Origin of the sequence: Corynebacterium sp., assembly GCF_030532715.1 — a bacterium.
Lineage (GTDB): Bacteria > Actinomycetota > Actinomycetes > Mycobacteriales > Mycobacteriaceae > Corynebacterium.
The window spans coordinates 297,371-318,862 of the sequence record NZ_JAUNKO010000004.1 but is presented as its reverse complement, the minus strand read 5'-3'; the positions used below and the strand labels follow the sequence as shown (position 1 = coordinate 318,862).

Annotated in this window: 20 protein-coding genes and 1 tRNA gene; 9 read left to right on the top strand and 12 right to left on the bottom strand. The window is 57.6% G+C overall.

Annotation, left to right across the window (positions count from 1 at the left end):
- Positions 1-24: 24 nt before the first annotated feature.
- The gene (locus Q4D83_RS08415) at positions 25-552 is read right to left on the bottom strand and encodes an Asp23/Gls24 family envelope stress response protein (RefSeq protein ID WP_303174659.1); all 528 of its coding nucleotides are present in this window, start codon (positions 550-552) and stop codon (positions 25-27) included.
- Between the two features lie 239 nt (positions 553-791).
- Here Q4D83_RS08415 and Q4D83_RS08410 point away from each other — a divergent pair, with 239 nt between their 5' ends.
- The 5 genes from Q4D83_RS08410 to Q4D83_RS08390 all read left to right on the top strand — a co-directional run bounded on the left by Q4D83_RS08410 (position 792) and on the right by Q4D83_RS08390 (position 5,482).
- Positions 792-1,496 (top strand): SOS response-associated peptidase family protein, encoded by a 705-nt coding sequence (locus Q4D83_RS08410; RefSeq protein ID WP_303174657.1) that lies wholly within the window; start codon positions 792-794, stop codon positions 1,494-1,496.
- A 1,103-nt stretch (positions 1,497-2,599) separates the two neighbouring features.
- Entirely contained in the window at positions 2,600-3,205 is a 606-nt protein-coding gene (locus Q4D83_RS08405) for a phospholipase A2 family protein (RefSeq protein ID WP_303174655.1), read from the top strand.
- Between the two features lie 35 nt (positions 3,206-3,240).
- On the top strand, positions 3,241-3,528 hold the full coding sequence (locus Q4D83_RS08400) for a hypothetical protein (RefSeq protein ID WP_303174653.1): 288 nt from the start codon (positions 3,241-3,243) through the stop codon (positions 3,526-3,528).
- Positions 3,529-3,940: 412 nt separating this feature from the next.
- The gene (locus Q4D83_RS08395) at positions 3,941-4,129 is read left to right on the top strand and encodes a hypothetical protein (RefSeq protein WP_303174652.1); all 189 of its coding nucleotides are present in this window, start codon (positions 3,941-3,943) and stop codon (positions 4,127-4,129) included.
- 735 nt (positions 4,130-4,864) lie between these two features.
- Entirely contained in the window at positions 4,865-5,482 is a 618-nt protein-coding gene (locus tag Q4D83_RS08390) for an SOS response-associated peptidase family protein (RefSeq protein WP_303174650.1), read from the top strand.
- Between the two features lie 433 nt (positions 5,483-5,915).
- Here Q4D83_RS08390 and Q4D83_RS08385 read toward each other — a convergent pair whose 3' ends face one another.
- From Q4D83_RS08385 to Q4D83_RS08370, 4 genes are all read right to left on the bottom strand, one after another.
- A complete protein-coding gene (locus Q4D83_RS08385; protein WP_303174729.1) occupies positions 5,916-6,482 on the bottom strand; it encodes a ClpP family protease in 567 nt (188 codons plus the stop codon).
- A 284-nt stretch (positions 6,483-6,766) separates the two neighbouring features.
- The gene (locus Q4D83_RS08380; RefSeq protein ID WP_303174649.1) at positions 6,767-7,630 is read right to left on the bottom strand and encodes a bifunctional 2-polyprenyl-6-hydroxyphenol methylase/3-demethylubiquinol 3-O-methyltransferase UbiG; all 864 of its coding nucleotides are present in this window, start codon (positions 7,628-7,630) and stop codon (positions 6,767-6,769) included.
- A 373-nt stretch (positions 7,631-8,003) separates the two neighbouring features.
- A tRNA-Met gene (locus tag Q4D83_RS08375) sits at positions 8,004-8,080 on the bottom strand.
- A 96-nt stretch (positions 8,081-8,176) separates the two neighbouring features.
- Positions 8,177-11,140 carry a UPF0182 family protein gene (locus Q4D83_RS08370; RefSeq protein ID WP_303174647.1) on the bottom strand — a complete coding sequence of 988 codons (2,964 nt, stop codon included), beginning with the start codon at positions 11,138-11,140 and terminating at the stop codon, positions 8,177-8,179.
- Positions 11,141-11,214: 74 nt separating this feature from the next.
- Here Q4D83_RS08370 and Q4D83_RS08365 point away from each other — a divergent pair, with 74 nt between their 5' ends.
- Positions 11,215-11,721 (top strand): PPA1309 family protein, encoded by a 507-nt coding sequence (locus tag Q4D83_RS08365; RefSeq protein WP_303174645.1) that lies wholly within the window; start codon positions 11,215-11,217, stop codon positions 11,719-11,721.
- 40 nt (positions 11,722-11,761) lie between these two features.
- Positions 11,762-12,391, top strand: a complete 630-nt coding sequence (locus Q4D83_RS08360; protein ID WP_303174644.1) for a hypothetical protein — start codon at positions 11,762-11,764, stop codon at positions 12,389-12,391.
- Here Q4D83_RS08360 and Q4D83_RS08355 read toward each other — a convergent pair.
- The gene (locus Q4D83_RS08355) at positions 12,355-13,428 is read right to left on the bottom strand and encodes a PDZ domain-containing protein (protein ID WP_303174643.1); all 1,074 of its coding nucleotides are present in this window, start codon (positions 13,426-13,428) and stop codon (positions 12,355-12,357) included. The two genes, Q4D83_RS08360 and Q4D83_RS08355, sit on opposite strands and share 37 nt — an antisense overlap.
- An 81-nt stretch (positions 13,429-13,509) precedes the next feature.
- Here Q4D83_RS08355 and Q4D83_RS08350 point away from each other — a divergent pair, with 81 nt between their 5' ends.
- Positions 13,510-15,009, top strand: coding sequence for a zinc-dependent metalloprotease (locus Q4D83_RS08350; RefSeq protein WP_303174642.1), 1,500 nt, complete (start codon positions 13,510-13,512; stop codon positions 15,007-15,009).
- A gap of 68 nt (positions 15,010-15,077) precedes the next feature.
- On the opposite strand, the gene Q4D83_RS08345 is transcribed toward Q4D83_RS08350, so the two are convergent.
- From Q4D83_RS08345 to Q4D83_RS08335, 3 genes are all read right to left on the bottom strand, one after another.
- Positions 15,078-15,506, bottom strand: a complete 429-nt coding sequence (locus tag Q4D83_RS08345; protein ID WP_303174639.1) for a hypothetical protein — start codon at positions 15,504-15,506, stop codon at positions 15,078-15,080.
- 433 nt (positions 15,507-15,939) lie between these two features.
- Positions 15,940-16,080: a hypothetical protein gene (locus Q4D83_RS08340; RefSeq protein WP_303174638.1), complete on the bottom strand. Its 141-nt coding sequence runs from the start codon at positions 16,078-16,080 to the stop codon at positions 15,940-15,942.
- 175 nt (positions 16,081-16,255) lie between these two features.
- Positions 16,256-16,756: a M48 family metallopeptidase gene (locus Q4D83_RS08335; protein ID WP_303174637.1), complete on the bottom strand. Its 501-nt coding sequence runs from the start codon at positions 16,754-16,756 to the stop codon at positions 16,256-16,258.
- Between the two features lie 26 nt (positions 16,757-16,782).
- Here Q4D83_RS08335 and Q4D83_RS08330 point away from each other — a divergent pair, with 26 nt between their 5' ends.
- The gene (locus Q4D83_RS08330) at positions 16,783-17,640 is read left to right on the top strand and encodes a hypothetical protein (protein WP_303174636.1); all 858 of its coding nucleotides are present in this window, start codon (positions 16,783-16,785) and stop codon (positions 17,638-17,640) included.
- Here the strand turns inward: Q4D83_RS08330 and Q4D83_RS08325 are convergent.
- From Q4D83_RS08325 to Q4D83_RS08315, 3 genes are read right to left on the bottom strand one after another with little or no spacing between them, the layout of a single operon-like run.
- Complete coding sequence (locus tag Q4D83_RS08325) at positions 17,637-19,697, bottom strand: ATP-dependent DNA helicase UvrD2 (RefSeq protein WP_303174635.1); 2,061 nt, start codon at positions 19,695-19,697, stop codon at positions 17,637-17,639. The two genes, Q4D83_RS08330 and Q4D83_RS08325, sit on opposite strands and share 4 nt — an antisense overlap.
- Positions 19,684-20,415 carry an NAD(+) diphosphatase gene (locus tag Q4D83_RS08320; protein ID WP_303174633.1) on the bottom strand — a complete coding sequence of 244 codons (732 nt, stop codon included), beginning with the start codon at positions 20,413-20,415 and terminating at the stop codon, positions 19,684-19,686. Before Q4D83_RS08320 ends, Q4D83_RS08325 begins: the two co-directional genes overlap by 14 nt.
- Positions 20,412-21,488 (bottom strand): TrkA family potassium uptake protein, encoded by a 1,077-nt coding sequence (locus Q4D83_RS08315; RefSeq protein WP_303174631.1) that lies wholly within the window; start codon positions 21,486-21,488, stop codon positions 20,412-20,414. The genes Q4D83_RS08320 and Q4D83_RS08315 overlap by 4 nt, the downstream gene beginning before the upstream one ends.
- Positions 21,489-21,492 lie beyond the last annotated feature (4 nt).

The following is a 21,492-nucleotide window of genomic DNA, read 5'->3' as shown; positions in this document are numbered from 1 at the left end:
CCCACCGCCAGCCCCCGAGGCGGACTATTGCAGCTCAGTGTCCCTCTTGCTCGGCAGGGAATCTTCATCGTCTTGCGGCACATGAACGTCCACTACATCGATGTTTACCTCGATCACCTCAAGGCCAGTCGCCGATTCCACCTGCTCAATAACATTGCGGCGAATCGCATTACCCACCTCAACAATGGAGTAGCCGTATTCAATGACGATGGTGCAATCAATCGCAGTTTGCACCTCGCCCTTTTCCACGCTGATACCACCCGCAACATTGGTCTGGGCGTTCGGAATGCGCTCACTCACCGCCGAAAAAGCGCGACGCGCTGCATTGCCCATGTCATAAACACCGGGCACTTCGCGGGCTGCGATGCCCGCCACTTTGGCCACGACAGCGTCCGAAAGCGTGGTCACACCACGATCGGTTTGCAACGGACCATGGAGCTTCTTTTCCGCCGCATGCTCCAATTGCCGTTCCGCTGCACGAGCCTGCTGAGCGCCCGTCTGCGGAATGACGCTATCGTGGTTCGTCTTTTCTGGAATGCTTCTTTCAGACATGGTGCCAAAAACTTTCATCTGTAGCGCCAACATGTGCTGGCACTGTGAACAAGGGACACCTATAAGACGTGACGAATCAGCGAATCCTCACGAAGAGATAATGTGATCCCCGCCATACCGCGGGGGGCCTGCAGGCGCTGTGTAGGATCATCAGCGTGATACCGCTTCCAAAGAAATAGCGGCCAGATTGGAGCGCCCCGATGATTTCCCATCCCAACGTAGCCAACCCCTAAAAGCCCATGTGTGCAACATACGGCCTCGACCCGAACTTGGTGTACGACCTCCCACCACTCAACGAACGGGAACACCACAATGTATTAGAACAGTGGATCGCCCACCATAACGGCACCGCAAAAATTACCGGAAACAAAGCTCGCAACCTCAACCCCTTGATCACCACTGACCAAGACGGCAACCGAACGCTCCAGCTCGCCTGGTGGTGGCTCCACATACGTAACGAACCCGCAAAATTCAGCGCATTTAACGCCCGCGATGACAAACTCTTACGCTCACCAGCGTGGAAAACCCCATTCCGCAATCACCGTGCACTTGCGCCCGCTACCTGGTACGTCGAAAAAGGCACCGTCTTCGCCCTGCCGGACCGCAGTACGTTCGGAATCGCCGCAATTACCACAAACAGCTACCACGGAGACGTCGATACGCTCACGTATGCACTGGTCACGCGCAACGCCGTGGCGCAAGCCGCAACCGTACACCCCCGGATGCCACTAATTTTGCCAGCCGAAATGCACGACGACTGGCTCAACCCACGCATCACCGGCGACGCCGCACTCCTCGCATTTGCAACGATTTCTTCAAGCCGAAGACGATCAATTCTGCGTTTACCGATCATGCTCACATCATTCAATTCCTCTTTGCCAATCACCGGCACCGTTCCTAGACCTCGAGCAAAAAGCTTTTCATCTTGGATTTTCGTACCATAAAGCACTTCAATAACGCGCGGTTTTCCAGTTGATGCACTCCGCCAAGTAATTTGCTAACACCTCGGTGAGTCGACATTGCTATCTTCAAACAGAAGCCCTTCCGGAACCATCAAACCTGCGTGAACTGCCAATACAAGAAGATCCCCAGAAACATTCTTTTGTGCCCGATTACCTAACATCAAACAGTGAGGAGTGGAACGGGGCATCCCCAACAACGTCCCTGCCCTTACTACGATTCGTAGCAACAAGCCATTAAGCGACCGCAGCTGCGTCAAAAATCAAAGAGGCATCAAAATCAGCGCGACTCAACGGTGTCGGAAAAGGTGAATCCGAATCAACGCCAAAACGTTTCCGCCACATACTCACCGTCGTTCTCGCAACGCCAGCCAAGCGAGCAATACCTGACATCGAGATATGGTTCGTCATCTGACCTCCTGCCTACATCCAAACTGTATCCACTAAGTGGTTGTGCGCTGATAATTCAACGTTAGATGCACCAAATACTGGGACACAAGTAAGCAAAACGTTAATGGGTGTGATTACCAATTTCTAGATTTTGCTCGCCCTAAAGTGTCGCGGAGACCAATACTTAAGCCTTCGTGCGAACACTGTTTCTACTCAGTGACGAAATAACTCCAAACCACACAACCAAATAGCTCAGCCCCTATGGTTGAGCGCACAAAACGAATAGCAATTTTACAACTACCCCCATTACAAAGTTAGACAAGGAAAAACGTTAGGAGTGTGCAGAAACTCAAATCGGAAACAAGATACTTGAACCGCTCAGCGATCCCCGACAATTCACTAAAACCCAATCAACCTTAATGAAACATTTTACTGAAAACATCCTTCGAACATAGTGATTAGTTCGAATATTGTTTCGATACTTCCATGCACATGTTATCGTTCCACCCTAACGATCTACCAGTATTTGCAGCACACAATAATAATGAAGAGATAAAGCACCCCCGCAAACTTGGGTTTTGCATAAGAAAATTAGACCTCTAGGAAAGTTTCTGCTTAGTTAGATAACTAAGCTCCATGTCTCACAAACTATGGAGTCCACAAGCTCTCAAACAACATCACCACTAGGAATGGAATTCATGAAAATCAAAAAGCTGCTTACTGCGAGCATGGTGGGAATATCATTAACCGCTTTCCCAGCAATCACCGCAATGCCCGCGGAAAGCTTGCCATCGGCATCAACAACGAGCACAACCCCTAGCCTCCATTCCGATAATGGCCCGACGGAGGAAGAAATCAAAGAAGTCATCTTCTCTCACCAAATCAAACGAGATGGCGGGATCGAGTTATTTGATGCCGAATCTGCAGAGCGAGACAATGTTGACCCACGAATTGTTGAGGTGGGGAAGATCTACAACAACATAATCCTCGAGGAGAAAGCCCTCACAGATCCAGGCCTGGTGGAAGAAGTTGTTCCCTTTGAAAACTACGGGAATTGGTGCGGCCCAACTAATTCCGGTCCGGGAGATCCTATTAATTCACTCGATCGAGCCTGCATGGGGCATGATCATTGCTTAAATGTCAATCGTGATACATGCACTTGTGATCAAGAATTTGTGAATAATTTACGTTACCTTCGCGGGGAGTACCCTTGGGGAGTCAGCTTCGAAGGAGATCATGCGCGGGGATACCTTGAGGCCGCAATAATCGGAGTTCCTCTCTATCACGGATGTGGTAACCTATAATATATATTTCAATACTATCTGTTTAAAATTGATGAATGGGATTTGTTCGCATGTTGTTGACAGCACGTAAAGTCGGATGGTCAATGACCTTTCTAAGCTACTTCGCCGCAGGCACGATTATGAGTATCGCTGATAGCAATGTTTCATGGTTGGGATATATTTGCTTACTCATTATTTTTGCCAGTGTGGTGGTTAACGTTTTCTTTGCGATCAAGTTGAAAAACTATGATTTGTGGTCGGCTGCTTTCTTCTCATTGATTTCATTACCAACACTTTTCATTTGGACCCTCCCATTTTTCTCAGAACACAACCGGCAGTGGTGAACTATTCAATGAATTCAGCACATCTAAAAGTCATCATTCAATACGCTAGGCCGATCGGGTGGGGACTCACTGCAATCGCTTTTCTCCCAGCTGCAATTTGGCGGTTTGAACTCTTGGGGCCAGCGCGCTCGGTTCATTTGTTCATGTGGCTGCTTATTCTGAGCATCGTAATACTTACAATCTGTATCATCACATTAAGCAATAAAAGTAAATGCCACGACTTAATTCTGGCAGGTGCCATAGCGTTTAACGCGCCCACAATTCTCCTATTTTTACCCGCCTTTATTCTTGGCGATTAACGGAAAACGACATCAAGTTTGTCTGCTGACATCATCTCGCTCACGTTTAGGGCGTAGAGACCGCTACACCATGGATGGTGTAGTTAGGGACGTCGAGAACTAATAGTGGTCACATGAGTACTTTTGACACAGCCAATATGGGAGGTGCCGAAGCACATGCTTTACGATTCTGGCTCGCCAAGCAGGCACGGTGCTTCATTTTGGGCATCGATATGCGCTTAAACGTGCCAACCGAGGCAGCCAAAGGTCGTCTTCATCGTTTGGCTGCGATGGGCTCAACAGCTTTACAAAACGCCATGTGAGACGACCTAGCCGAAGTCGATGGGGCAGACTTTTAGTGGTCCATCTCATCCGATCGGCCACCCGATACGTGTCCTCCACCGACCGCAGAAGGGGCCACCAAGCAACGCCGGGAAATCTACAACGCCTCCAAGTGCCGATGAAGCCAACACCACATGACAGCGGTTCGAATCCAGCGGCGTTGGGACAAACATATCCCCAACCCGTCAACCTCCGGCGCCACACCTGGGACCGGTTCAACCCGTTCCCACAATTCCGCCATGACGATTCGGCAATCAAAACACTTTCGCTGATGATCTGCACTATCGAAGATCGACGCGCCCCACAACACAAACAAGAACGCAACAACGCGTTGCCGCTACCGCCGGCCGGCTCGTTGAAGCTCGAAAAGTTCCTCAATGAAAACGGGCTATACACCACATGGCAGTGGCCTACCCCGACCGCTACGAACCATACATTGAGCACCCCGAACAACCCCCATTTTCAACTCCCACACACAAACAACTTGACAGACTCCTGTAGCGCCAACATGTGCTGGCACTGTGAACAAGGGACACCTATAAGACGTGACGAATCAGCGAATCCTCACGAAGAGATAATGTGATCCCCGCCATACCGCGGGGGGCCTGCAGGCGCTGTGTAGGATCATCAGCGTGATACCGCTTCCAAAGAAATAGCGGCCAGATTGGAGCGCCCCGATGATTTCCCATCCCAACGTAGCCAACCCCTAAAAGCCCATGTGTGCAACATACGGCCTCGACCCGAACTTGGTGTACGACCTCCCACCACTCAACGAACGGGAACACCACAATGTATTAGAACAGTGGATCGCCCACCATAACGGCACCGCAAAAATTACCGGAAACAAAGCTCGCAACCTCAACCCCTTGATCACCACTGACCAAGACGGCAACCGAACGCTCCAGCTCGCCTGGTGGTGGCTCCACATACGTAACGAACCCGCAAAATTCAGCGCATTTAACGCCCGCGATGACAAACTCTTACGCTCACCAGCGTGGAAAACCCCATTCCGCAATCACCGTGCACTTGCGCCCGCTACCTGGTACGTCGAAAAAGGCACCGTCTTCGCCCTGCCGGACCGCAGTACGTTCGGAATCGCCGCAATTACCACAAACAGCTACCACGGAGACGTCGATACGCTCACGTATGCACTGGTCACGCGCAACGCCGTGGCGCAAGCCGCAACCGTACACCCCCGGATGCCACTAATTTTGCCAGCCGAAATGCACGACGACTGGCTCAACCCACGCATCACCGGCGACGCCGCACTCCTCGCCGAAGCCCTCGCAGCATCCGACGAAATCAGCGAATCAATGGAGATCATTCACGGCTAAGCCACAGGCAAAACCCTCAAAGATCCTCGCGATTACGACGGTTTTTGCAAGGTGCATTCCGTCATGGCGCTATGCCAAATCAGCATGACGAAACTCGGCACCACTAGGCCAACGCTCTCGAATCCTTTACGCTACCTGCCAATCACCACCAACAACCTCACAGCGCACAACACGAAACCTCACCGAACCATTTTTCAGCAGAAGTCCTTATATAACCTTTCTATTCGCAAGACAATTATTCGCTGTATACGCATCCTTATCTGCTTCACTAAGGAAGATCTCCTGTTTTGCCCAAACTGAAGTAACGCTGTCGACGAAAACGCATCCGCCATCTAATTGCTTAAGTTAATTTTTGAAGCAGAAAAGCATGCACCACCAAAACCCTTCGGATTGGTTACTGCGCTAATAGGTTCGAGTTGCTAGCAATCCCAGATCAGCTTTCATCTTTTTTGTCCATTTTTAACACGCGGATCTGACTCCAAGAGGTCAATACATGATCTGCAATACCATAATCAACGGCATCGTGAGCTGAAAACCATCGATCGCGTTCACTATCATTGTGAATTGTCTCAATTGGTTGTCCAATATTAGCTGACTGCTCTTGCTCGAATATCTTACGAGTCAGACGATGCTGCTCAACCTGGATTCGAATGTCTTCCGCTGAGCCTCCAATGCCGGAGGAAGGTTGGTGCATCATAATTCGCGCGGAAGGAAACACCCAACGGCGCCCCTTAGTTCCTGCGCTCAAGAGGAACTGCCCCATTGACGCTGCCAAGCCCATCGCAACAGTATTCACAGGCGCGTCAATAGTCTTGATTAAATCATAAACCATCATGCCCGCCATTAGATTTCCACCCGGGCTATCAATCAGAAGCGTAATAGGCTCATGCGGGTCATCTTCAACCATTGCTAAAATTTGCCCGCAAATCGATTGGCATTGCTCGCTCGTTACTTCACCGAACAGCGTGACAGTGCGACCTTGAAATAGTCCTTGCTGAATTAGCGCTTCAACCGGGGGGGGGATAACGGTGGCACCTTTTTGGTGTCTTCTTCACTAGAAGACCGTACATTCATAGCCATGGTCACAGCCTACCAGGCTACGCAAACCTTGAGGGATGTTCCGATTTTGGTGATCTACCTCATGGTGCGCCACGATAGCAGTGCCAACCCTTCTCCCTTTCCCCTTGTTTCCCTTCGACCAGAAAGAACTTTTATTTGGGCAGCCAGATTGCTTGCTGGCCATTGTTACGGTCGATCGGTTTCCTCTGCTTCGGCAGAGGACTTTCATATGCGTGTCAAGTGCTTGTGCGCGCCCAGGGTGAAGGTGAGTGGGATCTTGTGTGAGCCGTTAGGCGGGGCATATTGTGCGTCGCTGATTTTTACGCTGGCCTCACCAAAGCGTGGCCACATCGCGTATTCGTGTTCCTCAAATGAGTCGATGATCAGACCAGCATTGATAAGGGCCATCATGATGTCCTGCAACGGATGATTCCACCAATGGCTACGTTGATTGACAATGCCCGGTGCCGCATCGGGCATATCCGTATACGTGGCCGCCTCGTCCTCGGAAAACACGCCTGTGTTGAAGTAGTCGTATCCGACGCGTAAGCCGTCCGAGGGGTCATCAGCCAGCATGAGCGAGGCGGGATGATCCTCGCGGATAAAGAAACGCGCCCCAGGGCGCATGAGGCCAGCGACGACCTTGCCCCATTGCGCAAGGTCTGGGAGCCAACCGAGTGCGCCAATGCCGGTGTACACCAGGTCAAAACGCGCCTCGTCGCTATGGGCCCCGAGAACGTCGACAGCGTCGTAGACGTTTGCCTTCACGAACTCCACCTGTGCCTCGGCGCGGCGCGCTATGTCTGCTCCTAGACGCAACGATTCGCCTGAGAGGTCAAGGCCGACCACGCGCCGAGCGCCTAAGCGATCGAAACAGAGAGTATCCGTCCCGAGGTGGCACTGTAGGTGAACGATATCTTTCCCTGCCAAATCGCCTAAACGTTCCCGATCAATCGCAACGCAGGCCTCTATGTGTGTGCGATCTGAAATTAGGGTTTCAACGTCGTACAACTCTGAGAGAACATGCACCTTCGCACGATCATCCCAATTCGCCTCGTTATCGACGAAAAACTGCTCGTAATTTGTCATCAAGGCAAAGACTGTAACACAGGAACACGATTCGCTTCGCCAGCGCTCACTTGGGACGTTTCGGAACGTTCGTTGCACGTGCGACATGACAGTTACGCAATCCCCGATGACGGCGAATGGGGCCTTGAGAGCTAAGTAAAGCAACGTATGGTTCGAGAAAAGCAACTCGAAAACAGCTCGCAGAAATTTTCGGAATCACCGGAGCAACTGCTAGCCGGAAAATCTATGGCCAAAACAGTTGGACGCTTGAAGAACTTTGATTTGTCGCCGACTTCTTCGGTGTCGACATCACCGAACTGCTCCCCCGCCACGCTTCCTCCCTTAGACGCGACGAAACCCCCCGAACCGAAGTTCAGGGGGGCTACGTCAAACGTGGTAGCGGGGGCAGGATTCGAACCTACGACCTCTGGGTTATGAGCCCAGCGAGCTACCGAGCTGCTCCACCCCGCGTTGGGTGATATTCACCGTTGCCGTGTTTCTTGGCAACGATGAGTTACTTTACACACCCGCATGAATTGACGCAAATATGGGGCTTAAGCAGTGGTTTTACTGGTTGTCTTGATAGTCTTTGACGGCTTTATCAAGTTCGTCCAGTGCTTTGCCGAATTCTTCGAAGCTGCCGTTGCGGGCTTGTTCAACCTTTTGCAGGGCTTTGTTGATTGCTTCCACGCGGGCCGCTTGGTCCTTGGTGGTGTCTTTCTTGGCGTCTTTTTGGTCCTTGCTGGTGTTTTCGCCGCTTTCGGGGTCTTTGGTTTCCCCGGCTTCGACTTCGGATTCGGCGAGGTCGGAGGCTTCCTTGGGGTCAATGCCTACTTGGCTTAAGGCTTCGGCGATGGTGGGTGCGTAGCCGACTTTGCCGTCGTAGGAGACGAGGACGCGCAGCAGCTTGGGGAACGCGGAGGTTTGGCCTTTTCGCTGTGAGTAGATGGGTTCTACGTAGAGGATTTGACCGTCGCCAACGGGCAGGGTGAGTAGGTTGCCGTTTTTGATGTCGTTGGTGTCCTGCCAGAGGCTGCGGTCGCGGGCGATTTGGTCGGAGGACATCATGGTGTCCTGCGCCTGCTTGGGGCCTTGGGTTTGGGTTTCGGTGGGCAGTACCCGGACGGTTAACCGGCCGTAGGTTTCTGGGTCGGAGCTTGCGGACATGTGGGCGGCAAGGAATTCGCGTTTCAGCCCGCGGAACGGGGTGATCAGCTGGAAGCTGGGCTTGCCGGTTTCGGGGTCTGCTGCGACCACGTAGTAGGGCGGCTGGTTCGGTGTCCGTTCGTCGTCGGTTTTTTCCTTGGAGTTAGGGTCGCCGGGGACGGACCAGAAAGCGTCGTTGGTGAAGAACACGCCGGCGTCGTCGACGTGGTAGCGGGAGATCATTTCGCGCTGCACTTTGAACATGTCCTCGGGGTACCGCAGGTGTTCCATGAGGTCACTGGAGATGTCGCTCTTGGGTTTCACGGTATCGGGGAATACACCGCGCCAGGCTTTGAGTACGGGGTCTTCGGTGTCGAATTCGTAGAGTTCCACGGTGCCGTCGTAGGCATCTACCACGGCTTTGACGGAGTTGCGGATATAGCCCACTTCTTCGTTGACCACGGGGGTTTGCAATTGCCCGTTGACTGTCTGGGCGTCGGTAATCGCCTGGTTGAGGTTGGTGCGGGAAGCGTACGGCAGGCTGTCGAGCGTGGTGTAGCCGTCGACGATCCACTTAATGCGGCCGTCAATGACGGCGGGGTAGGTGGTGTTGTCGGTCTCTAGCCATGGCGCGACTTTTTCCACGCGAGCACGCGGGTCCCGCTGGTAGAGGATTTTGGAGTCGGCGCCGATACGGTCGGACAGCACCATGTTGATTTCTTGGTAGCGCAGGGCGAAGGCCGCGCGGTTAAACATGTTGGAAATGTCCACGCCGCCGCTGCCGTCATAGGTGAAGTTCGAGCCGTCCGTGTCGTACTCCACGGGCGAACCGCCGGCGGCGCCCACAATGGCGTAGTCCTCCAGCGGGCCAACATTGGAGATCACTGGGCCGTAGTACACGCGCGGCTGGTCCACCTTAATGCCGAGTTTCTCGGCGCGCTCCTTATCGTTTTGCGCCTGCAGGTCAGACACGGTGTACACGGGGTAGCCACCGCGGGTGGAGCCGACGTCGCGCGCAACCTCGTCCACTTTGTTGGCGGGCGCCGCGACGATGCCATTGCCGTGCGTGTACACGGTGTGGCGGTTAATCCAGTTTTTCTGGTTTTCGCTCAGAGACTGCGGGTCGAGTTCGCGGGCGGCAACGACGTAGTCGCGCAATTCACCGTCCACGGTGTATCGGTCCACGTTGAGGGTTTTGGGGAAGCCGTAGAAGTTTTTCAGCTGTTGTTGCTGCGTGAACGTGGCGGACAGGATTTCTGGATCAAGCAGGCGAATGTTTGACAGCGTTGCGGCGTCGTTTGCTACTTGGTCGCGGGCCTCCGTCGCGTCTTTATTCGCACCCCAGTTCTTCACGTAGTTCACTTTGTCGTTGGTAATGCCGTACGCGAACCGGGTCGCCTGAATATTGCGGGAAATATATTCCGCTTCTTTGGAGGCGCGGTTCGGCTTTACCGAAAACTCCTCCACCATGAGCGGCCATCCGTTACCCAGCACCAGCGCACTCAGCAGCATCAGCCCGGTGGCCAGCGCGGGGATGCGCAAATCCTTGAGCACCACGGCGGAGAAAAACGCCACGGCGACCACCAGCGCGATCACCATGAGGATGATTTTGGCTGGCAGGATCGCGTGAATGGCGGTAAACCCGGCGCCGGTGAAAATGTCGTTTCGCACGTTGAGCAGGTCAAAGCGGTCCAACCAATAGGACGCGACCTTTACCAACATCCACAACCCGGCGGTCACGGTCAGCTGGATGCGCGCGGCGTTGGCCACGTGTCCGCGCTGCCCGAGCGCTTGGTTGCCTACCCTGATGCTGCCGAACGCGTAGTGCCCAATCAGCGCGATAAAGAACGCCACCACGAGCAGCGCGGACAGGGAACTGGTGATCAACCGCAGGAAGGGCAGGGTGAAGGCGTAGAACCCGTAGTCCATGTTGAATTGGGGGTCGTGCTGCCCGAAATCACCGCCGTGGAGGAACATTTGCACGGTGCGCCAATTGCTTTGGCCAACCAACCCGGCGAGCACGCCCATCGTCAGCGGCAGGATCAGCAGCGCCCTGCGCAGGCTGGCTTCGGCGCCGGCGCGGAATACTGCGATGGGGTTTTCCGGGTCGATACCGAACACGTGCTCGGGCCGGTTGCGGATGACTAGGTAGCCGGCGAGCCAGGAAATTGCCGCCGCCACCGCGCCGAAGACGACGAAGAGCGCAATGCGGGTGAACAGGACTGTTGTAAACACCCCACGGAATTGCACCTCGCCGAACCACAACCAGTCGGTGTAGTAGCCCACGAGCCATGGGACGATAAAGACCAACAGGAACACTGTTGCGATGAGAATGCTGATCACGCGCGGTGGTCGTTTTACGGGTGGTGTAAGGCCGGTAGCCAACTCCAACTCCTTATTGGGTGATGGTGGCAGGTATCCTCACTACTTTACGCATCAACTGTGAGGCAAGGAATTTGATGAATCCTTCAGACATGACTATTCAAGCACTCAATAAAGCAATGCTGGAAGCTGTGGAGTTTATTCACGCGGAAGGTTGGGATGCCGCACCTACCTTGTTCGCACTCGTCAACACCGAATTACTTGTCGACGCACTACCCACCGACGACGACGCCCCGCTCACCCTGGTTGTGCAGGAGGGGTTGCCGGAGCATATTTCGGGCGGTAGCGATGAGCTGGGCGAATTTGTTTCCCAATTGGCGTGGCCGCCGGAGGTTGCGGGCGTGATTTTGGCGCAGGAGATTATGTTTGCGGCCCCAGACTCCCCGGACGATCCCCGACCCGCACGTTTGTTCTCCGGGGTGTTACGTGGCGGCCCGGATCAAACACTGTTGCAAATCCGGCCCTCGGAGGCGGAATTAGCTGAACCATTCGCCGCGGACCGCGTCGAGTTACGCGGTGGCACAGGTGTGGCCCCTGGGGTAATTGCTGCCCTACGGTACACACTTGAAGAGGGCGAACTGTAGATTTAAGGTACAAGAGTTTGGCTAGCCAGGAGTGAACAACGTGTTGCAGAATCGCTTATGGGTTTCCGCAGTTGCTGCGGGCGCTGTGGTGTGCGCGCTTGCGGGTTGCACGCCCAGCGGAGAACCTGAGCCAACAAGCTCCACCACGTCCGCGGCCACCAGCACCACGGAGGAATCAGCCCCTACCACCGAATCCACCGCTGCGTCTGCGACTTCCACGGGCAAGGTAACCAGCGACGACACCGTGAAAGATGCGTACGAACGTTTCGGTTCGCTCGCGCCGAAGTCGCTGTTCGATCAGCTGGCCACGTGCATGCCCGGCGGCGTGGATAAGTCGCTGCAATGCTCCGGCCCGGAGGTTGGACAGTTCCAGTTTTTCGAATCTGAAAACAAGGCCCTGACTACCACGCAGCTACTCACCGGGTTGGATAGCTCCCGCATCGTCGAACGCGACGGCGACAAGCTTGTCGGCTGGTCCTCGCTCGGTTCCACCGCAGTGATTACCGTCGTGGATTCGAAGAAGGGCCTGGTCATGCAGCAAATGATGAGCGCGGACAAGGAAGAACCGAAGGACCGCATCATCAAGCTCGGCCTAGTCAAAGAAGAGCCGACGGAGACGACATCGACCACGGATCAGGAGCAGGTTTCCACCTCGGAGCCGTCCGAATAGTTTTTCAATTGCTGGATCGCCTGATCCAGGTCTGTGATTTTCAGCACAACCATGTCGCCGGTGCCGCGCCGCACTGCCTCCGCACAATTCGCCTCCGGCGCGAGGAACACTTCCGCGCCGAGGTCGCGCGCGGACCGCACCTTGTGTTCGATACCTCCAATGGGTCCGACTTTGCCGTCTTCGGAAATGGTTCCGGTCCCCGCAACGAACTTGCCGCCGCCCAAATCGCCGGGGCTGAGCTTATCGATCACCGCCAGAGTAAACATCAACCCCGCGCTCGGACCGCCAACCTCCTCCAGGTTGTAGTGCACGCGCACACCGCCCGCCGGCTGCGTCATCATGGTCACGCCAAGCAGCGGCACAGATTCATCGTCCGGGTGTTTGCCAAGCTTGACCTCCACGGTGGTTTCCTCGCCCTGCTCCCCCTCTTGAGCTGCGGAGTCTTTACGCAAGCCCACCTGAACCGTGTCGCCCGGTTTGTGGTTTTGCACGAATGCTCGAACGAGCGCGGGTTTGTCGGCGGGAATACCGTCGATGCTCGTAATAACATCCCCGCTCGATATGCTTTTCGACGCCGCGGAATCCTCCTGCACCTCCGCAACCGTCACTTCCACCGGCCGCTGTAGGTATTGCATTGCGGCGAGTGTGGCAGTGGAACCCGAGGCGGAAAACGCCTGCGAGTTCTGGTCGCGCACCTGCTCTTCCGACAAGTCCGGCGGGAAAATCTGCTCGATCGGAATCAGCGTATCGTCAGTGGTCAACCAACGCACGAGGGCCTGCGACAAGGACATCCCGTGGCGCACCGATACGGTGGTCATGTTCAGATTGCCGTGCACGTCGTCGACGTCGGCGCCTTCGATATCGACGACCTCAACCCCGTCGACGTCGCCAAGCGTATTAAAGCTGGGGCCGGGGCCCTCGGCGGCGTACGGCACCGTCAACGGAATGTCCGTTCCGGGTACGTGGTCCGCCACTACAAGCGTGGCGAACGCGGCGATCGGCAACGCGCCCCACAGGAAAGTACGAAGGAGTTTCACAGGGCACTACCCTACCGTGTTCGCTCACAGCGTCCCGCAGATGCATAGTTTCTGTAGCTCAACCACGGTACGTTGGAAACCATGAATAGCAACGGCTTCGGTTTTAACCCCAACAACGATGACGACGATGAGGAGCGCCGCAAGAACCAGAATCCGTTTAGCATCTTCGGGTTCGGCAGCAACGGTTTCTCCACCGCTGGTTCTGGGCCCGGCGACGGCGGATTTGGCGATATTTTAAACCAGGTGGGCCAGATGCTTTCCGGCTTCGGTTCCAGCTTTGCCAACCAGGAGCCCGGCAGCCCCGTCAACTACAGCATTGCCGAACGCACGGCCGAACGAAGTATTGGTAGTGTTCCGGACATTAAAGAGTCCGACCGCGCCGCCATGGAGGAAGCTGTCCAATTAGTGGAACTGTGGCTCGACGACGCCACCATTTTGCCCACCTCCGGCAGCCGCGTAGAAGCCTGGAACGCGCTGGATTGGCTCCACAAAACCCTCCCCACGTGGAAACGCATGGTCACCCCGGTAGCGGAGCGGATGAACGAATCCCAATTAGACAACGTTCCCGAAGAGGCCCGCGACATGCTGAACGCGGCGGCCAGCATGATGCAACAAATGTCCAGCATGCAGGTCGGCGTGGAGCTCGGCCGCGACTTGGGCGAACTTGCAACGCAGGCGCTGTCCGGTTCGGACTTCGGCGTACCGGTGGCGCCCCCTGGGACGATCGCCATCCTGCCCGCGCACATGGCAAAGATGACCAAAAACCTGCCGGTGCCGCCGCAGGATGCGATGGTGTACTTGTGCGCCCTCGAGGCGGCACGCCAACGACTATTCAAACACGTCCCCTGGCTAGTCGAACGTTTAATCGCTTCCGTGGAGGAGTACGCCGCAGGGCTGGAGATGGATTCCTCCCACGTGGAGGAAACGCTGCGCGACATTAACCTTGATGGTGATTTAAACCAGATCCAAGAGATGATGGCGCAGCTGCAAAACGTGGACTTCTCGCCCCGGATTTCCTCCCGCAATGTGGGCGCAACGTCTCGTTTGGAGACGCTTCTCGCCCTGATCGAAGGCTGGGTCGAATATGTGGTCACCGAGGCGCTGAGCAAGCGCATCCCGTCCACGGTGGCGATGAACCAAGCTTGGCGACACCGCCGCGCCACCGGCGGTTCCGCCGAACACGCGTTTGCAAAGGTGGTTGGCATCCAGTTCGCCACTCCGAAGGTGAGCGAAGCGCTCGAGTTGTGGCGCCGCGTCACGGTGGCTGTCGGTGCGGAACGCCGCGACAAAATCTGGGATCACCCCGACTTCCTGCCCGTGGCAACAGACCTGGATAACTCCGCCGAGTTCATTGATAGCCTGCTTGCCGAGGCCGACAATTTCGACCCCATCGCCGAGATCGACGCCTTGGAAAAGATGCTCGCGGAGGAAGCTACCAAGAAGTCCGACAGCGCCGACACCACGGACGACGCCAGCGCCACCGACACCACCGAGGGTTCCGACAATTCCGAGGACTCCAACGGCACTGACGACGATTCCGGCTCCGACGACACCCCTGACGGCGACACCCCGAAAACCTAACCCGTCTAAGCGACGGTTTGCGCGGCCCGCACCCTTCACTGGGGCGCGGGCCGTTGCGCTTGATGGGGTTAGGCGAGTTGCCGGTTGCGACGACGCGCGGCAGGCAATTTCCCCAAGACTGAAGACAGCAAAATGGCCAGTGCGTTAATAAAGCCAAAGAGGTGAATACACAGCCCAATCAAGCCGAGCCCAATGTTCGCTCCGCCAGTGCCGGAAGAGACGAAATGCACCACCAACATCACAACAAACGCCAGAGCAAACAGCAGCACAATAACGGACATGCTTCGCATGAGTTTGAGTAGGGGTTTCGGGTGCCGCCACTGGATACACACGATGATGGCGCACAAGGCGGCGCAGTTGACCGCCACCATGGAAAGCGTGGCGAGGTCGATCGGCCCCTGAAATTCCCCTTCGGGGATTGCTAGGACCCAGGTGAGTGCCACTAGGACGAGCACGCATGCAGCGGAAATGTAATTGACTATTCCGAGAACTTTCACGGTAGGGGACCTTTCTTCCGGCGAGGTGGTGCGCGTGGTGGAGTACCGCTTGTGCTGCGGCCGTTTTAGCTGCGACTATAGTGCAATTTGCCTCGTGGAGACGGCCCCACCGCCAGCCCCGTCGTGCGGCCCTCCCGCCCGGATCTCCCGCGTGATAGTTATCCGCGATGAGTATATTCTTTTTATTTTCTTATTCCCATGAACGCTTTCGGCAAAGGCGCAGCTCACCTTAACATTTTGCGGAATTCCACCCCGGCGCGGACCCCATCGCCCCACATTCACCGCACGCTACGCTCACCGGCGCTACCCCCTATCGAACCAAGCCGAAGGCTCCCGCAAAAAGGGGGCCATGCGGACGCGATGTTGAACCCCTAGGTAGGTTCCCGCCAACATGGCCCCAGCGCGAGCATCAGTAGAACCTGTGCATGAGGCACTAGCATCCGGGGTAGATCGTAAACACAGGTTTCGTCGGTTGGTGCATGCTTGGTGCGCAGAACGGCGAAATGGTGGTCCAATAATCACCTGGACAAGCGGGTTTGGTGCCCTCAGCGAAGTCGAAGTCGTAGTCAGCCATGGTGTCCTCCTGTCAGAGCGGTTGAGCACGTTTCCGGAATGTAACGCTATCGGATGTGCTGCCAACTGAGGAGCCCAAACCGGCTCAAATGCGCCCAAATTGTTGCTGCCTGTCGCCGCACAAACCCAACCGGCACCCCGAGTGAATGTGGGTTCATGGCAATCTAGCGCACTCCTTAAGTCTCGCCGGATCTGCCATACCGCTGGTAGGCCTCCAAGTATCCTTTGGCGCGTTCGGCGTGCGGCACCCGATCCGCCCAGGACCAAAATTCCGCAGTGTGGCCGCTAATAAAGGTGTGCACGAGTTCGTGGACAACCACCGCCGCGAGTACGTACTCTGGTACCTCCTGCAGGCGATGTGAAATGCGAATATCGCCGGTGGCGGGGCTGCAGGATCCCCAACGCTTGTGTTGGTTACGCACCCACCGGATGCTGCGGAATTGAGCTTGGCCTTGGAGGTGTGCGGCGTTGAGGTTGTGCGCGAGGGCGATCAGATCGGCGTCGCTACGCGGGGTGTTGCGTTGCAGTTTCGCTACCACTCGGGCGACTACAGCTTCCTCCTCGGCGGCGCTCATGGCGGCGGGTACGCGGACTTGGATGCGGCCATCCACAAACTGTGCTTGTACGCTGCGTCGACGCCGCGCGGAGCGGATGATTTCAACCTCGGGGGTAGCCATGGTCACCGATCCTATACACTCGTGGCATGCACGGGGAGGGCGGAGGCAACGTTCAATTATCCGCGGCGGTTCAGGTATGCATCCGCCCCGGCCCCACCATACAATTTGGTGTGGATTCGGCGCGGGCGGGGGTGTTTGACGCAGTCGCCGCAACCGCTGTGCAACCGGTGGCGTTGGCGTTGTTAACTGCCCGGCATGCAGTGCCGGTGCGCACGGTGTCCGCGGGCCTCGTGGCGGCGGGTTTAAGTGACGCCGCCGCCCGCAGCTTGATTGAAGACCTTCTAAATTACCGCGTCCTGCACCCCGTACCGGCGGAGCCGATGGCGGCGGTGTGCGGTACCGGCGTGCTTGCGGAACGCATTGCTGGCATGCTGCGCCAATGCGGGGTGACGGTACGGTTGCCGGTGCCGGGCGAGTCCGACGCCGCGTTTGTGGCACGCGCCACCGCCGATCACGCTCTGCCTGTGGTGGCGGTGCACCCGTCCGCTGCCGCTGCACACGCCTTAGCTGGCCACGCTTCCACCTGGTTTCCGGTGCAGCTTATCGACGGCCGCGGCCACCTCGGCCCCCTCCACATCGACGGTGTCGGCGCGTGCCCAATGTGCCTCGAGTTGTGGCGGGCAGCACTTGACCCCACGTGGGGTGCACTAGATCCATGGGAGCCTGCCCCTGCCCCGGACCCGCCGGTGGTGGCGGCCACGGTGGCGCGGGTGGTTGCCTGCGTCGTGGCCTATTTAAGGTACGGCCCAGAACCACCGGGAACCCAGGCGGTGGCGCTGGCACCTGGAGATGTGCAAGAGATCGACGTGTATGCGGAAGGCATCCGCCATTGGCATGTGGCGGCACACCCGGGGTGCCCGGCGTGTTGGTCGGCCACAGGCTAGCGAGACAGCCCGGCGATCACGGCAAGCAACCCAGCACCGTAGCGCTCAACCTTCACGGGCCCGATGCCCGCAATATCCAAAAGTTCCGCCTCGGTGGTGGGCATTCGCTCCGCAACTGAGGTCAAGGTGGCATCTGAAAACACAATGTAGGCGGGCACCTGCAGCTCGCGGGCGACTTCGCTGCGCCAGGCGCGCAGGGCGTCAAACGTGGCGGCGTCGGCCTCCGAGGGGCAATCCTCACAACGGCCAAGAACTTTCGCGGTGGTGGATTCCAAGGGCATGCCGCACACCCGGCATTTTTTTACCCGCGTCTTTGTTGCCGCTGCGATGGGCTCCGGCTCCGGCGCGATGCCGTCGAGGAAGCGGGACCTCGTGCGGGATTTGCGGCCTCCTTCTTGTCGGGCCAACGCCCAGGAACAGTGCAGGTATTCCCGCGCGCGGGTCACGCCAACATAGAACAGGCGTCGTTCCTCCTCAATGTTTTCATCCCCCGCTTTGATGGCGTGCGTGATTGGTAGCGTGCCGTCCACCAACCCCACGAGGAAAACCGCGTCCCATTCCAGGCCCTTGGCGGCGTGTAAGGACGCGAGCGTCACGCCCTCCATGGTGGGCGGGTGTTTCGCCTCGGCGCGTTCCTTGAGTTGCTGCAACACGCCATGAATATCCAGATCCGGGGTGGCTTGGCCGAGCTCGTCGATGAGCTCCACCAAGGCGGTTAACGATTGCCATCGTTCCCTGGCTTGCGCACCGGAAGGTTCGGTGGGGGTGAGCCCCATGGGCGCGAGCACCGCCCGCGCCACGCGGTGCAATTCTTTGCCCACTGCCTCCGGCGGGAAGGTGGTGGTGTTGGCGGCGCGGACCAATTGGGTGATCGCTTGCCGCACCTCGGGCCGTTGGAAAAACCCCTCGCCACCGCGCACCTGGTAGACAATGCCGGCATCCGCGAGCGCTTGTTCAAATACCGCGGATTGAGCATTGATGCGGTAGAGCACGGCGATCTCGGAGGCGGGCACCCCGCGCTGCAGCAGCGTCAGGATCTTGCCCGCCACTTCGCGGGCCTCACTCGGCTCATCGTCGTAGGCGCGGAACTCGGGGTCCGGTCCGGCGGGACGCATGCCCACTAATTCGAGGCGGGTGCCAGCCACGCGGCCACTCGCCTGGCCGATGATGGTGTTGGCTAGGCGGGTGACCTGCGGGGTGGAACGGTAGTCCCGCTGCAGTCTTGTCACCACCGCGTCCGGGTAGGTGCGGGAAAAATCCAGCAGGTAGTGCGGGGTGGCGCCGGTAAACGAATAGATTGTTTGGTTGGCGTCTCCCACCACAGTGAGGTCGTCTCGCTCCCCCAGCCACGCCTCTAACACGCGCTGCTGCAACGGGGTGACATCTTGGTACTCGTCGACCACGAAGCTGCGGTATTGGGCGCGGAATTCCTCGGCAACGGCTGGCGAATTCTCCAACGCCCCGGCGGTGTGAATCAGCAAGTCATCAAAATCCAACAGCACGCCCTCTGGGGCGATCTTGGATTGCTCGTAGCGCTGGTAAATCCGCGCCACGGTTTCGGCGGGCAACGGCGGCGTGCGATGGGTGCCGTTGATGCGCTCCGCGTAGGCTTCGGGGGCAATCAAAGAGGATTTCGCCCATTCGATTTCGCTCAGCACGTCGCGCACAGTTTCCGTGGTGGATTCAACTCCGGCGCTGCGCACGGCACGGCCCACGAGGGGGAATTTATTGTCCACAAGTTGCCACGGCAAATCGCCCGCCACCTGCGGCCAAAAGTAGCGCAATTGGCGGCGGGCCGCCGCGTGAAATGTGCGGGCGTGCACCCCGCCGATGCCCATGAGGCCCAGCCGGTGGCGCATTTCTCCGGCGGCGCGGGCGGTAAACGTCACGGCGAGGACGCGGTTGGGGCTCACAAACCCCGAACCAATCAAATGGGCGATCCGGTAGGTAATGGTGCGGGTTTTTCCAGTCCCAGCGCCCGCCAAAATGCACACGGGGCCGCGAGGCGCGGTGGCGGCGATGCGTTGGTCGTCGTCGAGCTCATTAAGGTTGATCATGCGTGCTTGCCCACTTGGAAATCATGCGGTGCGCCAGGGAACCCAGCGGCGCTAATGGCAGGGTGTTGCCCGAAATGTCGGCGGCGGTGATCCACCGTATCTCGGCGAGTTCACCGTCGCACTCCCCAACCGGGGTGTCATCGGTGGTGGTGGCCCGCACCCCGAACATCAACGAACTTGAGGTTGGCCACGGTTGACTGGCCACATAGGAAATGTTGCTCACCCTACGCCCTGTTTCCTCCCACGCCTCCCTCGCGAAGGCTTGCTCCATGGTTTCACCGGGTGCGATATAGCCGGCGATTAAGGAGAAGTAGTCGCGCCGGATGTTGCGGCCCACGAGGAGGCGCGGCCGCTCCGCGTGCTCAATCAGCCCGATGACGGCGGGATCGATGCGGGGAAACAATTCGCGGCCCCCTGAACCAAACACCCTGGTGTTGTCCTCGGACCACACCAGCTCCTCGCCGGTGCATGGATCAAAGGCGAAGGCTTCTCGGTGGCGTACCAGCGCCACGGCCTGGCTGATCGTAAACGCGTGCGGGGTGTCGAAGAAGGCGCGCGGCTCCACGCTCTCGGGGTGCACGGTAGGCAGGCGCGCTGCCCAGTGCGCGGCGTCGATACGCACTTCGAACAGGCAGCCGGGGGCGGTGGGCCACAAGGGGCTGCCTTCGGGGGTTGGGAGGATGCGATCGGCGGCGTCGACGAGGATGTAGGAGGTCACAATTCGCGCACTTCTTCGTTGAACACGCGGCGCACATACAGCAGGCGGTCACCCGGCTCAACAATTTCCGCCTCCGCCGAATCAATGCGGTACAGCTCACCGGAACGCACCACGCCCAACACAATATCGGCTAGGTGGCGGGGGTTGGCCCCCACCTCGTCCTCCCGCACCACCCGCTCGGCAATGGAGAACCCCTCATCGGGCGACAGCAAATCCTCCATCATTTCCACCACCGACGGGGTGACGGTGGCAAGCCCAAGCATACGGCCGGCGGTTTCGGAGGAAATCACCACCGAGTCCGCACCGGATTGCTTCAGCAGGTGCAGGTTTTCCGACTCGCGCACGCTCGCCACAATCGTCGCACTGGGGGCGATTTCGCGCACGGACAAGGTGACCAGCACGGCGGTATCGTCCTTGTTTGGCGCCACCACCACGGCGCGCGCCCGCGTCACGCCGGCCAGTTTCAACACGTCCGCTTTCGTCGCGGACCCCTGCACCGTGACCAGTCCCTGGCTGGAGGCCATATCGAGGGCAAGTTGGTTGGTGTCCACCACCACGATCTGGTTGGGTGGGGTGCCGTCGGCAAGCAGCGCCGCCACGGCCGACCGACCCTTGGTGCCATACCCGACAACAACAGTGTGATTGCGCATCTTCTTTCTCCAACGCTGGATTTGCAGCGCCCGCCGAGTTTCCTCAGTGAGCACGGACAAGGTGGTGCCGACCAACAGGATCAGGAACGCGATACGAACCGGAGTGATAATCGTAATGTTGATCAGCCGGGCATGCTGCGTCACCGGAGTGATATCGCCGTATCCGGTGGTAGACAAGGACACTGCCGCGTAATACACGGCGTCAATAAACGTTAAGTCTTCGCTGTAGCCGTCCTTATCCACATACACCAAGGCGGACACGGCGGCCATAATGAGCAGCGCGTACGCCACCCGCCGCGTAATCAACGCCCACGGGCTGTAGGTGCCCTGCTCGGGGATCCGAATGATATTGAGCAGCGCGTGATCAGGCAGATCATCCAGCTCGGGTTCGACCCGGAACCGTTGACGGAACGACTTGCGCATGCCG